The organism is Clostridia bacterium, from assembly GCA_017554615.1.
GTDB lineage: Bacteria > Bacillota > Clostridia > UMGS1840 > HGM11507 > SIG450.
Map to the genome: position 1 here is coordinate 45,447 of JAFZHY010000026.1, position 14,959 is coordinate 60,405.

Below are 14,959 nucleotides of genomic sequence, written 5' to 3' on the forward strand. Positions count from 1 at the left end.
AAAGGAGCAGATTTATGTATAATTTATATATGGGGGATATTTACTATCTGATACTTGTTATACCTGCGCTTATTTTCGCACTTGTTGCGCAAAGTTATGTTAAATCTACATTTAACAAGTATTCGCTTATTCCTACATCATTTATATCAAACGATATTGTTGAGAAAATGCTTCATAAAAACGAAATATATGATATTTCAATCGTGAGCGTTTCAGGATATTTAAGCGACCATTTTAATTCAAGCAAAAAAATTATAAGCCTTTCTCAGCCGGTTTATAATAATAATTCCATAGCAGCCCTTGGTGTTGCGTGTCATGAAGCAGGTCATGCCCTGCAGTATAAGGCAGGATACTTGCCTCTTAAAATAAGAAACTATATTCTTCCTGTTGTAAAATTTGCATCGGGTATGGCGCTTCCACTTGCCATTATAGGTCTTATGATATCTGATGCACTTGCAAAGGCAGGAGTTATACTGTTTTCTGTTACCGTGCTTTTTCAGTTGCTTTTACTTCCTATTGAATTTAACGCATCAAAAAGAGCAGTTAACGAACTTGACCTAAACTTATCAGATGAAGAATTAAAGGGAGTTAAAAAAGTTTTATTTTCGGCAGCCCTTACCTATGTTGCATCAAGTCTTGTTGCTGTTGCCAACTTTTTAAGAATACTTCTTATAATAAACGGAAGAAACAGGAGAGATTAAAATGAAAAAAGAGGATGTAATTCCTTTATGGACTCAGGAAACCCCCTCAATATGCCGTTTTTGTGCATATGCTAAAAGGTTTTCTGCAACATGTGATATATACTGCGAAAAAAAGAAGAATTTTTTACACGAAGAAGAAAGTTGCAAAAAGTTTAAATACGATATTTTAAAAAAAGAATTAAGGCGAAACAGCCGACCTGTTAAAAAACATACGCCGGAGGAATTTAAAATATAAAATGAATAGTTTTTATAAAAATTTTATTTTAATTGCTCTTCCTATGGCATTTCAGAATCTTGTAACAACCTCGGTAAGCCTTATTGACAATCTTATGATCGGGCGTCTGGGAGATGTGGCAATAGCGTCTGTCGGCCTTGCCAATAAAGTGTTTTTTATCTATGTTCTTGTAATATTCGGTTTGTGCAGCGGGGCGTCTGCCTTTATTGCACAGTTCTGGGGTAAAGAAGATTTAAAGGGGATAAAACAGGTAGTATTTATAAATACACTGGTTGCATTATCAGTATCATTTGTATTTGCGATTTTCGGCTTTTTTATGCCGACTCACATAATGACTCTTCTTACCGATGATAAAGAGGTTATTTTTGAGGGTGCAAAATATTTAAAGATTATATCGCCGAGTTTTATATTAGTCAGTATAATTCATGTGTGTTCTTACACTTTAAAAACTTTAGAGCATCCGAAAATTCCGTTATTTGCATCCCTGATTTCGATTATAATAAACGCATTTCTTAACTACATATTGATTTTCGGGAAGTTGGGCGCACCCCGTCTTGGAGTATCAGGCGCAGCATTTGCTACCCTTAGCGCAAGAATCTTTGAAATGCTTTTTATAGTTTTGGCTACAAGAAAGAAACTTACTTTTCTTTTTTACGGCATTTCCCATTTAAAAGATATAAAAAAAGATTTTCTAAAATCGTTCTTTATAAAAGTTATTCCTGTTATATTAAATGAAACAATGTGGTCTCTTGCTACTACTATGATGGTTTCTATATATGCAAGAATTTCCACTCAGGCTGTTGCAGCAGTTAATGTTATTACCATTTTAAGAGATTTAACAAGTGTGTTCTTTATCGGCGCAGGTAATGCGGCAGCCGTTTCGATAGGAAAACTTATAGGCCTTAAAAAATATGACGAAGCATATGAAAGGACATATCAGTTATCTATATATGTGCCAATATTTGCAGGAATTTTTGGGCTTTTAACACTTCTTGTATCGAAAAATTTCATAGGGCTTTTTAATATTTCCGTTGAGACTTTTAATATAGCAAACAGTTTATATATTACAGCAGTTATCTTTATGCCTTTTGCATCTTTTAATCATCTTAATATATGCGGAAGCCTTAGAGCAGGAGGAGATTCTTTCTACTGCCTTGTATCAGACGCAGGTTCAATCTGGGCAGTCGGAGTTTTCGGCTCGTTTATATCTGGTACAGTTTTCGGCTTGCCAATACTTTACGTTTACATAATTTCAAGATGCGAAGAAATTTTAAAGGCGATACTGTTGTTTATACGAATTAAAAAAAGAAAATGGATAAAAGATTTAGTTAATTAATTATAAAGGGGGCATTTATTTATGTTATCTGACATAAAGATTGCGCAATCTGCAAAAATGGAGGGAATTTGCAAGGTAGCAGAAAGCCTTAACATTTCTTCCGATGAACTTGAACTATACGGAAAATACAAAGCAAAACTTTCTTTTGAACTTATTGACCGTGTGAAAAATAACAAGGACGGTAAACTGATATTAGTTACTGCTATTAACCCTACACCTGCAGGAGAAGGTAAAACAACTACAACTGTGGGCTTGGGACAAGCATTTTTTAAATTAGGCAAAAATTCAGTTATAGCCTTAAGGGAGCCATCTTTAGGCCCAACATTCGGTTTAAAAGGCGGAGCAGCAGGTGGCGGATATTCTCAGGTAGTGCCAATGGAGGATATAAACTTACACTTTACAGGGGATATGCATGCAATAACCTCTGCAAATAACCTTTTATGTGCTATGGTGGATAATCATATACATCAGGGAAATGCACTTGGCCTTGACCCTAAAAGCATAAAAGTAAAAAGAGTTATTGATATAAATGACAGAAATTTAAGAAACATTGTAATAGGTTTAGGGGAAAAAACAGATGGACAGGTAAGAGAAGACCATTTTATGATTACAGTTGCTTGTGAAATTATGGCAATTCTTTGTCTATCCTCTGATATAACCGATTTAAAGAAAAGACTTTCACAAATTATTATCGGTTATTCATATTCAGGAAAAATTCTTACAGCAGGTGATATAAATGCGCAGGGAGCATTATGTGCACTTTTAAAAGATGCAATAAAGCCTAACCTTGTTCAGACACTTGAAAACTCGCCTTGTATTATCCACGGTGGTCCGTTTGCCAATATTGCTCACGGATGCAACAGTTTAATTGCAACAAAATTATCTTTAAAACTTTGTGATTATGTTATAACAGAGGCAGGATTTGGTGCAGATTTAGGTGCTGAAAAATTCCTTGATATTAAATGCAGATTAGGTAATTTAAACCCGTCTTTAGTAGTGCTTGTTGCTACTGTCCGTGCGCTTAAATATAACGGTGGCGTAGGAAAAGAAAACCTAAGCGAAGAAAATATAGATGCTCTTAAAAAAGGTATTGTGAATTTAGGCAAACATATAGAAAATATTAAAAAATTCGGTCTTCCTGTTGTGGTTGCGCTTAACCACTTCTTTACAGACACCGAAAAAGAAATTGAAACTGTTAAAGAATACTGCGCTTCGTTAGGCGTAAGGTGCGAAATTTCAAAATGCTTTGCAGAGGGTGGCGAAGGAACACTTGATTTGGCAAACGCAGTGCTTTCAACTCTTGATAAAGACGAAGCAAACTTTAAGCCTATATACGAAGACAGTTTATCAATTAAAGAAAAGATAGAAAAAATAGTTAAAGAAATATACGGTGGAACTCAGGTAATATATGAGCCAAAGGCAAATAAGGAAATTAAGTTTTTGGAAGAAAACGGATTTTCCAATCTGCCTGTATGTATGGCAAAAACTCAGTATTCTCTTTCAGATAACCCTGCTCTTTTGGGAAGACCTGAAGGCTTTAGCGTTACCGTAAGAGATTTATATGTTAATGCAGGTGCAGGTTTTATCACAATTCTTACAGGAAAGATTATGACAATGCCCGGGTTACCTAAAGTTCCCGCTGCAGAAAAAGTAGATGTTGACGAATTTGGAGTTATAGATGGACTATTCTAAAATTACAGTAAATACACCCGAAGAAACCTTTAAGGCAGGTTATGAATTTGCAAAAACCTTAAAGGCAGGAGATATAATTACATTAGACGGAGACCTTGGCGCAGGAAAAACCGTTTTTACAAAGGGAATATGTCATTATTTTAATGTTACCGATTATGTTGTAAGCCCTACTTACACCATTGTCAATGAATACAAAGGCGATATATCTGTTTATCACTTTGATATTTACAGAATAAATGATGAAGAAGAACTTTATAACATAGGCTTTTATGAGTACCTTGATAACGATGGCATTAAAATAATTGAATGGGCAAAGAATGTGCCTGAGGCTTTTTTGGGATATAATGTAAAAAAGATAGAGATAATAAAGGACAAAGACCTTATGTCTCAGAAAAGATATATTAAAATAAGGGAGGGGTAAAATGATAATACTTGGCATTGATTCATCTTTTAAAACTGCATCTGTTGGAATTTTGGAAGATGATAAAGTTATAGTTTCATATACCCTTAACCATAAAAGAACTCACTCGGAAAAACTTTTAGAGATGATAGATATGGCTCTTAAAATTGCAAAACTTGATATTTCGGATATTGATGCATTTTGCGTTACTAAAGGGCCAGGCTCATTTACAGGGTTAAGAATAGGCCTTGCCACCATAAAAGGCTTATGCCATGCTCTTAATAAGCCTTGCTATCTTGTATCAACACTTGATGCACTTTATGAAAATGTATATGCACCCTATTTTGATGATATAATCTATGCTCCCATAATGGATGCAAGACGAGGGGAAGTTTACTGTGCAGCGTATAAGAATAATGAAAAAATAATAGAAGACTCGGCTCTTAATATAAACTTATTTTTAGATAAATTAAATAAATTTGAGTGTAGAAAAATTGTATTTACAGGAGACGGAGTTGTACCTAACAAAAATATAATTTCAGATAAACTTTTAGATAAATGCGAATTTGCACCCGAGCATCTTCTGTTTGGAAGCGGAGAAGCAGTTATTAGTGCAGGGCTAAAATACGGTAAAAAGGTTTTATATAATGATATTCTTCCTGAGTATCTTCGTATGTCTCAGGCAGAAAGATTAAAAAATGAAATATAAAGGAGAAAAGAAAAAATGAAAATAGCAATTGGAGCAGACCATGGAGCATTTGAATTAAAAGAAGTTTTAATACCATACCTAAAAGATAAAGGATATGAGGTAGAAGACTGTGGTACATATGATTTATCAAGCGTTGACTACCCTGATATAGCAGAAAAAACTGCTAAAAAAATTATTGATAAAGAATGTGAAAAAGGCATTCTTCTATGTGGGACAGGCATTGGAATATCTATTGCGGCAAATAAAGTAAAGGGTATCCGTGCTGCTCTTTGTGCTAATGAATACAGTGCGAAAATGAGCAGAAATCATAATGACGCTAACATTCTTTGCATGGGTGCAAGAGTAACAGGGGTAGAACTTGCAAAATCAATTCTTGACACCTTTTTAAAAGAAGAATTTGAAGGCGGAAGACACCAAGTTAGAGTTGACAAAATAATGAATATAGAGTAAAATTATAGAAAAAAACGGAGGTATTTACTATGGGTAAAGTTACTGTTATGGATCATCCTTTGATTATCCACAAAATGTCCCTTTTAAGAGATAAAAAAACTACAAGTAAAGAATTCAGAGAACTTGTTAAAGAAGTGGCAACTCTTATGTGCTACGAAACCACAAGAGACCTTCCACTTAAAGAAATAGAAATTGAAACACCTATCTGCACTGCTAAAACTAAGGTTATTTCAGGAAAAGCATTGGCACTTGTTCCAATTCTTCGTGCAGGGCTTGGAATGGTTGACGGTATGCTTACCCTTATCCCTGCTGCAAAAGTGGGCCATATCGGTTTATACAGAGACCCTGAAACTTTTAAACCTGTTGAATATTACTGCAAACTTCCTAATAACATTGAATTAAGAGATGTTATAGTGTTAGACCCTATGCTTGCAACAGGTGGTTCTGCCATAGATGCTATTTCACTTTTAAAAGAAAAAGGATGTTCAAACATTAAGTTTGTATGCTTATGTGCTGCTCCTGAAGGTATTGATGCTCTGTCAAATGCTCATCCTGATGTTGATATATACTGTGGCGCTGTTGACGAAAAGTTAAACGACCATAAATATATAGTTCCCGGTTTAGGGGATGCAGGGGACAGAATATTTGGCACAAAATAGCAGTAGACGCTAAAAATGTCCGGAACGCAAAAAGTTAATAACTCCAAACATTTTATCTATCTACTAAATAAATAAAAATTAAAGTCTGTTTAAATAGTTTTTTTAAACAGACTTATTTTTTTATCAAAATAAATTATACGAAAAAAGGAACTTCCGTAAAAAACGAAGTTCCCTGTAAATTCGAACATATTGTTAAAAAACTATATAGCTCTGATAACTTTGTCAGAACGCATACACTTTGTGCAAACATTGATTTTTTTAGTCTGCCCGTTAACTATTGCTCTTATTTTTCTTACGTTTGGCTTCCAGGTTCTGTTGCTTCTTCTGTGAGAGTGAGAAACCTGAATTCCGAATACAGTGCCTTTACCGCACACTTCACATTTTGCCATCGAAATACACCTCCTAATAACAAAAATTATATAATATAATTTTCTTTCTTCATTTGAATACATTTTATTCTAACAAATATTTTTTAAAAAATCAAGTCTTTTTTTTATTTTTTTAGCATTTTATTTTCAAAACCTTAAATTAAGACATATAATGTTATAAAAGGGAGTGAAAATTATGAATTCCTATAAAATAAGGCGATACAAACAAACTGTCAGAGAGTCAATATCCAGAATTCACTTTTTTAAATGGATATCAATAACTGTTATAATCTTTTTATGCTTCTTTTTTATAAATATATATAACAATTCCTTTAAACCGCAGATAGCAAATCTTGCCGAATCAAAAGCAAATTACATACTTAATAATGCTGTTAACGAGGGTGTTAAAGAGGTTATAATGGCAAAAGAGATTACATATAACGAACTTGTATCTGTTATAAAAGATGACAGCGGAAAAATATCAGGAATAACTACAAATCTCGTAGCAGCAAACAGGCTAAAGTCAGATTTTACCATAAAAATAAACGAAAAAATAAACAGTCTTGAAGAAACCGAAATTTCTATTCCCTTAGGAAACCTTACAAAAATTAATACTCTCTCAGGCTTTGGCCCTAAACTTAAGATTAAACTTCTTCCGTCAGGGAAACTTTCCGTTAACTTTAAAAATGAGTTTAAAGAGGCTGGAATTAACCAGACAAGGCACGAAATATATTTAGAGGCAGTATCTTCAGCCTCCTTTTATTTGCCGACAGGAATTTATTCGGTTGCAGAAATTGTTTCAAAAATTCCCCTTTGCGAAAGCATAATTGTTGGAATTGTACCTGAAAGCCTTACAAGGCTCGAAACAAGGGATGAAACTTTAAGAGACGATATTTTAAATATATACTAAAATATTAAAAAACGACTGGCAAGTTGCCAGTCGTTTTCTTAAATTAAATTATTATTTTAAGCCTGGATATAAACCTTGTTCGTCAAATTTTCTAAATGCTTCTTTAACTATGTCAGAGTCTTCTTTATAAGTAACACCATACCATCTGTCACTTGCAGGAAGCACTTTAACTTTAGCGCCTTCATTATGAATAAGATAGTCAATAAATTTAGGAATAAAGAATTCGCCTTTCATAGGGTCATCATTAGTTTTTAGAAAATCTACAAAACCTGCTTCTAATTTATCAAAGAAATCAGGAAGAAGTCCCCACATATTCATTGAAACAAGTGTATCAAGAGGAATACCGCTGTTTTTATCAATACTTGTCATTTCAACGATTTCGTCTAAATATCCGTCTTTAGTTTTGCACACACCTCTTGCAACGGTACCGTTGTCAGAAATTGTGTTTCCAAGAAGATATCCAGCCATACACATTTCGTTGTTATGAAGAATATAATCGTGAATAAGTTTATATGCTGATTTTCCGTAATAGTCGTCTGCATTAACTATTGCAAAAGGAGTTTTAACAATATCCTTTGCAGTTAAAACTGCATGACCTGTACCCCATGGTTTAACTCTGCCTTCAGGAAGAGTAAAGCCTTTTGGTAAATCGTCAAGTTCCTGGAAAGTATAGTTAACATCTACAATACCTTCATATTTTTTACCAACAAGTTCTCTGAAATCTTTTTCTATTGATTTCTTGATTACAAAAACTATTTTATTAAATCCTGCTTCAATAGCATCATAAACAGAATAGTCAAGTATAACTTCTCCATGTGGGCCTAAAGGCTCCATCTGTTTAAGACCGCCAAATCTGCTGCCCATTCCAGCAGCCATAACTACTAATGCACTATTTTTTGTATCCATTTCTGTTTCCTTCCTGCCATCTCCAAGTATCGCGGCACATATCTTCTAAGTTTTTAACTGCTTTAAAGCCAAGTTCTCTGTAGGCTTTTTCAGGGTCAGCAAAACATTCTGCAATATCGCCTGGTCTTCTTGGGGCAATTTTATAATTTATTTCTTTTCCGCTTGCCTTTGCAAACGCTTTAACCATATCAAGTACACTGTAACCGTTACCTGTGCCAAGATTATAAGTAACTACACCTGATTTATTTAAAACCTTGTTAAGCGCTTTTAAGTGCCCGTCTGATAAGTCCATAACATGGATATAGTCTCTTACGCCTGTACCGTCATGTGTAGGATAGTCATCGCCAAATACTGATAAACATTCTAACTTTCCAACTGCAACCTGAGAAATATACGGAATAAGGTTATTAGGAATACCGTTAGGGTCTTCCCCAATTAGTCCGCTCTCATGTGCGCCGACAGGGTTAAAGTATCTTAAAATAGCAATATCCCATTCGTTATCAGATACATATAAATCTCTTAAAATATCTTCAATAAATAATTTTGTTCTTCCATATGGGTTTGTACAAGAAAGAGGGAAATCTTCCTTGATAGGCACTGTGTGAGGGTCTCCGTAAACTGTTGCAGAAGAAGAAAATACCATCTTCTTAACATTGTGTTTTCCCATAATTTCTAAAAGTTTTAGAGTTCCTGAGATATTGTTTTCATAATATTTTAAAGGAATAGACACACTTTCGCCAACAGCCTTTAATCCTGCAAAGTGAATAACTGCATCTATTTTATTTTCTTCAAATACTTTTTCTACTCCTTCATAATCAAGAAGGTCTGTTTTGTAGAATTTAAAATCTTTACCTGTTATTTTTTTAACACGGTTTAATGATTCTTCACAGCTGTTAGACAAATTGTCTAAAACAACTATATCATATCCTGCTTCCAAAAGCAATACTGATGTATGAGAGCCGATATATCCTGCTCCCCCTGTTACTAAAATGTTCATAAAATCATCCTTTCTAAAAATTTATAATTTATACTAATCAATAGGCTGAGGCATAACAATAGCAGCAATAATATATGCTATTATTCCTGAACCACCAAGAAGTGTAAATACAACCCATGCAAGACGCACTAAAGTAGAGTCAATTTCAAAATACTCAGAAACCCCACCGCATACTCCGCAAATTTTCTTATCTGTTTTTGATTTAAATAATTTTTTCCTCATATATTTTCCCCTTTCTATTGTGCCTTACTTTGTTAAATTCATTATAACACTAATTTATATTTTTTTCAAATAAAGTTTTATTTTTTCCATGTGTATTTTGAAAATAGTATAAGCATTGGGAAAATTTCAAGTCTTCCTGCTAACATATCAAATATTAAAACGAGTAATGAAAAATTACTGTAGTCTGAGTAATTTCCTGCAGGGCCAACAATATTTAAGCCTGGACCTATATTATTTAAGGTTGCCAGAACTGCTGTGGCATTTGTTGTAAAGTCTAAATTATCTATACTTATTAAGATAAGTGAAATTAAAAATATACTGATATAGGAAACCATAAATACATTAACTGCTCTTACAGTTTCGTGGTTTATTGGTCTTCCGTTTAGCATTGATTTATGAGTGCTTTTAGGATGTGCGCAAACTTTAATTTCTTTTACTACCGATTTTAGAAGAATCAGTATTCTTGATACCTTAACTCCACCACCCGTACTTCCTGCACAAGCACCTGCAAACATTAAAAATATTAGAATCATTTTTGAAAATTCAGGCCATACATTATAGTCGACAGTGGAATACCCTGTGGTTGTAATAAGTGAGCCTACCTGAAATGATATATGCCTTAGCGCATCAAAAATATTATCAAAAAGATTATAACAGTTAAGTGTAATTAAAATAATTGATGCTAAAATTATTCCTATATACGCTCTTACCTCGTCTGACCTTATAGCAGCCTTAAATTTCCTCATTATAAGAAAATAGTAAACAGTAAAATCAATACCGAATAAAATCATAAATATTGTTATTATCCATTGAACCTGAGGCGAGTAGGATGCAATACTTGAGTTTAAGATTCCAAACCCACCTGTACCTGCAGTACCGAATGTTAAAGTCAATGCTTCAAATAAATTAAGCCCGAAAATTAAAAGCAAGATGGCTTCAATAACCGTCATTGCAATATATATTAAATAAAGAATTGTTGTACTGCTTTTTACTCTCGGCACAAGTTTACTTACAGACGGGCCTGTGCTTTCTGCTTTAAGTAAATGAAGATTGCTTCCGCCAGATAAAGGCAACACTGCAACCAAAAGCACAAGAACCCCCATACCACCTATCCAGTGAGAGAAACTTCGCCAGAAGAGAATACATTTAGGAAGTGATTCCACTTCTTTTAAAACTGATGCTCCTGTGGTGGTAAAACCTGATACTATTTCAAAAAGTGCAGGGATAAAACCTTTTATTGCACCTGAAAGTATAAAAGGAAGACTTCCTATTATACTCATCACTATCCAGCTTAAACTTACTATAACAAAGCCTTCTTTTGCAAAAATATTTTTCCTGTCAGGTTTTTTGAAAGTAAGTATCACAGAAAGGATAACACATATTACGGTACAAATTAAGAAAGTGTACCATTCATTTTCAAGATATATTATACCGCAAATCAAAGGGCAGAGCATAGCAAGTCCCTCTAAGCCTATGACCATACCCAAAGTGTAAAAAATTGTTTTATAATTCATATAAACTCCCCTTAAGAGCCTTGTTTTAAATTGGTTAGTGCTGTACTACTGCACTACTCTAAATTCAAAATATCTCCGATATCCTGAAAACCCTTGTGTATTGTAACAATAACTACCGTATCTTTAGGTTTTATAACATCATAACCTCTTGGATGGATAATTGTTCCGTTACGGTTGATACATGCAATAAGAGTATTGTTCTTTAACTTTAATTTTTCAATAGGTATATTACATATTGAGAAATTCTCATTTATATTAAATTCGAGTGCTTCTGCTTTACCGTCTAAGATATAATGAAGAGTTTCTATATTATTTCCAAAAGTATTTTTCTTTGCTCTTACAAATCTTAAAATATATTCTGCAGTTATTTCTTTTGGATATATAATTGTGTCAAGGTCCATATTATCTATAACTTTATCATAGGCAATACGGTTTATTTTTGTAACTATTTTTCCCTTAGTCAGTGTTTTTGCATATAGGGAAAGCATTATGTTTTCTTCGTCAATATTAGTAAGAGTTACTACCGATTCTGCTCTTTCAATGCCTTCTTCAATAAGCACCTTATTATCAGTTGCATCTGCACAGATAATTGTCGCTTTTGGAAGATTTTGTGCAAGATATTCGCATCTTTCAGGGCTTTTATCGATTATTTTAACATCTATCCCTGTTCTAAGTAAAAGCCTTGCAAGGTAAAAAGCAGTTGCCCCTCCGCCTATAATCATGGCATCTTTAACCTTGTTTGTTCTAATTCCTATTTTCTTAAAGAAAGGAGTTGCCTTTGTAGGCGCTGCAACTATGCTTACAAGGTCTTTTTCTTTAATTACAAAATCACCCGCAGGGATAAACGCTTCGTCTCCTCTTTCAATACCGCATACTAATATATCACAATTAAGTTTATTTACAATATCCGAAACTTTCATATCATTTAATATTGAATTTTCGGGAACTTTAAATTTTAATATTTCTACTCTGCCTTCTGCAAATGTGTCTATCTGAATTGCAGACGGAAATCTTAACGCTCTTGCAATTTCACTTGCGGCTGTATATTCAGGGTTAACTATCATTGTAAGACCCAAGTCTTCTTTTATAAGTTCTATTGATTTTCTGTACTGAGGCTGTCTTACTCTTGCGATAGTCTGGCAGTTACCTTTCTTTTTGGCAAGAAGACAGGTCATAAGATTTATTTCATCCGAGCCTGTTACAGCAATTAAAATATCTGCATCTTCTACTCCCGCTTCAATCAAAGTGTCAAGGTCTACACCACTGCCCACAACTCCCATAGCATCATATTCACTTATCACATCGGGAAGACTCTCTGCCGATGTGTCTACCACTGTAATATCATGCTCTTTTTCATTGCTTAATTTTTCAAGCAGTTTCTGCCCTACTTTTCCACAACCTGCAATAATGATTTTCATTATACTAACTCCTTTTTAAAGGTTTCTACTGATTATTAAATTCCATTTCGTAAAATTGTTCTTTAGTGATTAAAATCTGGCGGGGCTTACTGCCTTCAGACGGGCCTACAATACCCCTTTCTTCCATCTGGTCGACTATTCTTGCCGCTCTGGAATAACCAAGTTTTAACTTTCTTTGAAGAAGAGAAACAGATGCCTGATTATTATCAAGTATTACTTCAATCGCCTGAGGAAGCATTTCGTCTGCATCAAGTGCATTTTCCTCTTTTGATTTAACATCACCCTCAAAGGTCTGCTCTTTTTCTAAATGTTCTAAAATATCTTCGTTATATATAACTTCCGAGTTGGCTTTAACAACATTTACAACTCTTTCAACCTCTTTGTCCACGATTAAAGAGCCCTGAACACGCATAGGCTTAGATTCGCCTGATGGGTAATAAAGCATATCCCCTTTTCCTAAAAGTTTTTCAGCGCCACCCATATCAAGAATAGTTCTTGAGTCTATCTGGCTGGTTACTGCAAAAGCAATTCTTGATGGAACATTCGCTTTAATAAGCCCTGTAATAACATTAACCGACGGTCTTTGAGTTGCAATAACAAGGTGCATACCTGCTGCCCTTGCAAGTTGGGCAATACGACAGATATATGATTCAACCTCTTTTGATGCTACCATCATTAAATCTGCAAGTTCGTCAATTATTATAACTATTTTTGGTAATTTTCCTTCTTCGTCGCCATTTTCTTCGCAAAGGTTATTATATCCCTCAATATTTCTTACTCCTGCTTGAGCAAACAGTTTATATCTGTTTTCCATTTCCATAACTGCCCAGTTTAGCGCACCTGCTGCTTTTTTAGGGTCGGTTACAACAGGTATTAAAAGATGAGGAATTCCGTTATAAATTCCAAGTTCAACTACCTTAGGGTCAATCATAATAAGTTTAACCTCATTAGGTGTGGCTTTATAAAGAATAGATGTTATAAGAGTATTTATACATACACTCTTTCCTGAACCTGTTGCACCTGCTATTAAAACATGGGGCATTTTTGCAAGGTCGCCTATTATAGGGTTACCTGTAATATCCATACCAACAGTAAACGCAATGTTCGATTTATGGTTTTTAAATTGCTCACTTGTTATAATATCTTTTATAAATACAGGGGTTGTTTTATCATTTGGAATTTCAATACCTACAACGGTTTTTCCAGGAATAGGAGAAATTCTGATGCTTGTTGCTGCAAGATTCATTTTTATATCGTCCTGAAGACTCTGAATTTTGGAAATTCTTACCCCTGATTTAGGCTGAAGTTCAAATCTTGTGATAGACGGACCTTTTTCGATATTTACAACCTCTGCGTCTACGCCGAAACTTTCCAATATATTTTCAAGTTTAATGGCTTTTTCTTTAAGGTCGCCTACTCCGCCTGTTCTTACTGCTTTATTATCTTCCAAAAGTTCAACAGACGGGAATTTATATTCTATTTTTCTGTTTATAGTTTTTTTCGCAGGAGTTTCTCCGTCATTTTCTATTATATTTTTCTCCCCTGATAAGATATTGTCAAGGTTTTCTTTTTCGTTTAAAAGTTCCTGTTCAAGTTGAGTTCTCTCTATTAAAATAATATTATCTTCTATATCAAGAGTTTCTTTTTCCTCTTCATAAGAGGATAAAATCTCGTCAAACCTGTCAGGGCTTTTTTCAGTTTCAGGCTCATCATCATAAACAAGAGCGCCGCTTAGTTCTTCTAAGTCTTTAGGCTTTATATTTTCCTTAGGCTCAACTTCCTTTTTCTTTATTTCTTTATCCTTAAACTTAACCTGTAAATCTTTTTCTTTTTGTTTCAGATGCTCTGAAATTTTATTTAGAATAAGAGCATATAAAACTGATACCTGATCATAAAAGAATACAATTATAAGAAATATAAGAAGTGCAACGGATAAAATAGTTGCTCCTACCGAGTTCATCATACTTTTTAAAGGCTCGGAAATAAAACTGCCTATAACCCCTCCGCCAATGCCTTTTGTACCGTTTTTATAAAATTCTTCTATAAGAAATTTTTCGCTTTTTGGAAGTATTGAAGAAAGCAGGGTGCTTACATTAAGCACAATAAGTGAAAGAAGGTAAAGTTTGGTATACCCCTCTTTTTTCTTCTTTTTTATAAAATAATAGAAAAATGCATATACAAAAATGAATGGAAGAAGATATGAAACCCCTCCGAACAGACCTAAAAATATATTTTTTAAGCCTGAACCAAACCCTCCTAAAAGGTTGGAATAAAAACTTAAAAAGGAAAATATCGTAAAAATAACATACAAAACTATAAAGCCGATAATTTTTAACGCCTTATTTTTCCCATTTGATTTTTTTCTCCTGTTAGACGAAGTTTTTGATTTTGTATTAACTTTCTTTGCCGACTTCTTTTTCTTGTTCATTACATTTACCTCTT

The 14,959-nt window shown here is 33.9% G+C and carries 16 protein-coding genes; 9 read left to right on the top strand and 7 right to left on the bottom strand.

The genetic code is table 11. The annotated features are described in order from the left end of the window. The first annotated feature begins 14 nt into the window (after window positions 1-14). The 8 genes from IKZ35_06025 to upp are packed head-to-tail and all read left to right on the top strand — an operon-like array spanning window position 15 to window position 6,182. Window positions 15-701, top strand: coding sequence for a zinc metallopeptidase (locus tag IKZ35_06025; protein MBR4893513.1), 687 nt, complete (start codon window positions 15-17; stop codon window positions 699-701). A 1-nt stretch (window position 702) separates the two neighbouring features. After that, window positions 703-936, top strand: coding sequence for a hypothetical protein (locus IKZ35_06030; protein ID MBR4893514.1), 234 nt, complete (start codon window positions 703-705; stop codon window positions 934-936). Window position 937: 1 nt separating this feature from the next. Then, window positions 938-2,272 carry an MATE family efflux transporter gene (locus IKZ35_06035; GenBank protein ID MBR4893515.1) on the top strand — a complete coding sequence of 445 codons (1,335 nt, stop codon included), beginning with the start codon at window positions 938-940 and terminating at the stop codon, window positions 2,270-2,272. Between the two features lie 21 nt (window positions 2,273-2,293). Continuing rightward, a complete protein-coding gene (locus IKZ35_06040) occupies window positions 2,294-3,964 on the top strand; it encodes a formate--tetrahydrofolate ligase (GenBank protein MBR4893516.1) in 1,671 nt (556 codons plus the stop codon). Then, complete coding sequence (gene tsaE / locus IKZ35_06045) at window positions 3,951-4,385, top strand: tRNA (adenosine(37)-N6)-threonylcarbamoyltransferase complex ATPase subunit type 1 TsaE (GenBank protein ID MBR4893517.1); 435 nt, start codon at window positions 3,951-3,953, stop codon at window positions 4,383-4,385. Before IKZ35_06040 ends, tsaE begins: the two co-directional genes overlap by 14 nt. Before the next feature lies 1 nt (window position 4,386). Next, window positions 4,387-5,073, top strand: coding sequence for a tRNA (adenosine(37)-N6)-threonylcarbamoyltransferase complex dimerization subunit type 1 TsaB (gene tsaB, locus IKZ35_06050; protein ID MBR4893518.1), 687 nt, complete (start codon window positions 4,387-4,389; stop codon window positions 5,071-5,073). A gap of 15 nt (window positions 5,074-5,088) precedes the next feature. Next, complete coding sequence (gene rpiB, locus IKZ35_06055) at window positions 5,089-5,523, top strand: ribose 5-phosphate isomerase B (protein ID MBR4893519.1); 435 nt, start codon at window positions 5,089-5,091, stop codon at window positions 5,521-5,523. A gap of 29 nt (window positions 5,524-5,552) precedes the next feature. After that, window positions 5,553-6,182, top strand: a complete 630-nt coding sequence (gene upp, locus IKZ35_06060) for a uracil phosphoribosyltransferase (protein ID MBR4893520.1) — start codon at window positions 5,553-5,555, stop codon at window positions 6,180-6,182. Between the two features lie 200 nt (window positions 6,183-6,382). On the opposite strand, the gene IKZ35_06065 is transcribed toward upp, so the two are convergent. After that, a complete protein-coding gene (locus IKZ35_06065) occupies window positions 6,383-6,571 on the bottom strand; it encodes a 50S ribosomal protein L28 (GenBank protein ID MBR4893521.1) in 189 nt (62 codons plus the stop codon). Window positions 6,572-6,746: 175 nt separating this feature from the next. Here IKZ35_06065 and yunB point away from each other — a divergent pair, with 175 nt between their 5' ends. Then, complete coding sequence (gene yunB, locus IKZ35_06070) at window positions 6,747-7,460, top strand: sporulation protein YunB (protein MBR4893522.1); 714 nt, start codon at window positions 6,747-6,749, stop codon at window positions 7,458-7,460. A 51-nt stretch (window positions 7,461-7,511) separates the two neighbouring features. Here the strand turns inward: yunB and IKZ35_06075 are convergent, their stop codons facing one another. The 6 genes from IKZ35_06075 to IKZ35_06100 all read right to left on the bottom strand — a co-directional run bounded on the left by IKZ35_06075 (window position 7,512) and on the right by IKZ35_06100 (window position 14,945). After that, window positions 7,512-8,366 carry a nucleotidyltransferase gene (locus IKZ35_06075; GenBank protein ID MBR4893523.1) on the bottom strand — a complete coding sequence of 285 codons (855 nt, stop codon included), beginning with the start codon at window positions 8,364-8,366 and terminating at the stop codon, window positions 7,512-7,514. Further along, window positions 8,350-9,363, bottom strand: coding sequence for a UDP-glucose 4-epimerase GalE (gene galE, locus IKZ35_06080; GenBank protein MBR4893524.1), 1,014 nt, complete (start codon window positions 9,361-9,363; stop codon window positions 8,350-8,352). The genes IKZ35_06075 and galE overlap by 17 nt, the downstream gene beginning before the upstream one ends. A gap of 33 nt (window positions 9,364-9,396) precedes the next feature. Continuing rightward, complete coding sequence (locus IKZ35_06085; GenBank protein MBR4893525.1) at window positions 9,397-9,585, bottom strand: PspC domain-containing protein; 189 nt, start codon at window positions 9,583-9,585, stop codon at window positions 9,397-9,399. Window positions 9,586-9,662: 77 nt separating this feature from the next. Next, a complete protein-coding gene (locus tag IKZ35_06090; GenBank protein ID MBR4893526.1) occupies window positions 9,663-11,099 on the bottom strand; it encodes a TrkH family potassium uptake protein in 1,437 nt (478 codons plus the stop codon). A 53-nt stretch (window positions 11,100-11,152) separates the two neighbouring features. Beyond that, complete coding sequence (trkA, locus tag IKZ35_06095) at window positions 11,153-12,517, bottom strand: Trk system potassium transporter TrkA (GenBank protein MBR4893527.1); 1,365 nt, start codon at window positions 12,515-12,517, stop codon at window positions 11,153-11,155. Window positions 12,518-12,542: 25 nt separating this feature from the next. Further along, window positions 12,543-14,945 (bottom strand): DNA translocase FtsK 4TM domain-containing protein, encoded by a 2,403-nt coding sequence (locus IKZ35_06100; protein ID MBR4893528.1) that lies wholly within the window; start codon window positions 14,943-14,945, stop codon window positions 12,543-12,545. Window positions 14,946-14,959: the final 14 nt, after the last annotated feature.

Bases quoted from the DNA above. Each gene is read 5' to 3' on its own strand.
- IKZ35_06025 (MBR4893513.1), top strand. From the start codon at position 15: ATGTATAATTTATATATGGGGGATATTTACTATCTGATACTTGTTATA.
- IKZ35_06030 (MBR4893514.1), top strand. From the start codon at position 703: ATGAAAAAAGAGGATGTAATTCCTTTATGGACTCAGGAAACCCCCTCA.
- IKZ35_06035 (MBR4893515.1), top strand. From the start codon at position 938: ATGAATAGTTTTTATAAAAATTTTATTTTAATTGCTCTTCCTATGGCA.
- IKZ35_06040 (MBR4893516.1), top strand. From the start codon at position 2,294: ATGTTATCTGACATAAAGATTGCGCAATCTGCAAAAATGGAGGGAATT.
- tsaE (MBR4893517.1), top strand. From the start codon at position 3,951: ATGGACTATTCTAAAATTACAGTAAATACACCCGAAGAAACCTTTAAG.
- tsaB (MBR4893518.1), top strand. From the start codon at position 4,387: ATGATAATACTTGGCATTGATTCATCTTTTAAAACTGCATCTGTTGGA.
- rpiB (MBR4893519.1), top strand. From the start codon at position 5,089: ATGAAAATAGCAATTGGAGCAGACCATGGAGCATTTGAATTAAAAGAA.
- upp (MBR4893520.1), top strand. From the start codon at position 5,553: ATGGGTAAAGTTACTGTTATGGATCATCCTTTGATTATCCACAAAATG.
- IKZ35_06065 (MBR4893521.1), bottom strand. From the start codon at position 6,571: ATGGCAAAATGTGAAGTGTGCGGTAAAGGCACTGTATTCGGAATTCAG.
- yunB (MBR4893522.1), top strand. From the start codon at position 6,747: ATGAATTCCTATAAAATAAGGCGATACAAACAAACTGTCAGAGAGTCA.
- IKZ35_06075 (MBR4893523.1), bottom strand. From the start codon at position 8,366: ATGGATACAAAAAATAGTGCATTAGTAGTTATGGCTGCTGGAATGGGC.
- galE (MBR4893524.1), bottom strand. From the start codon at position 9,363: ATGAACATTTTAGTAACAGGGGGAGCAGGATATATCGGCTCTCATACA.
- IKZ35_06085 (MBR4893525.1), bottom strand. From the start codon at position 9,585: ATGAGGAAAAAATTATTTAAATCAAAAACAGATAAGAAAATTTGCGGA.
- IKZ35_06090 (MBR4893526.1), bottom strand. From the start codon at position 11,099: ATGAATTATAAAACAATTTTTTACACTTTGGGTATGGTCATAGGCTTA.
- trkA (MBR4893527.1), bottom strand. From the start codon at position 12,517: ATGAAAATCATTATTGCAGGTTGTGGAAAAGTAGGGCAGAAACTGCTT.
- IKZ35_06100 (MBR4893528.1), bottom strand. From the start codon at position 14,945: ATGAACAAGAAAAAGAAGTCGGCAAAGAAAGTTAATACAAAATCAAAA.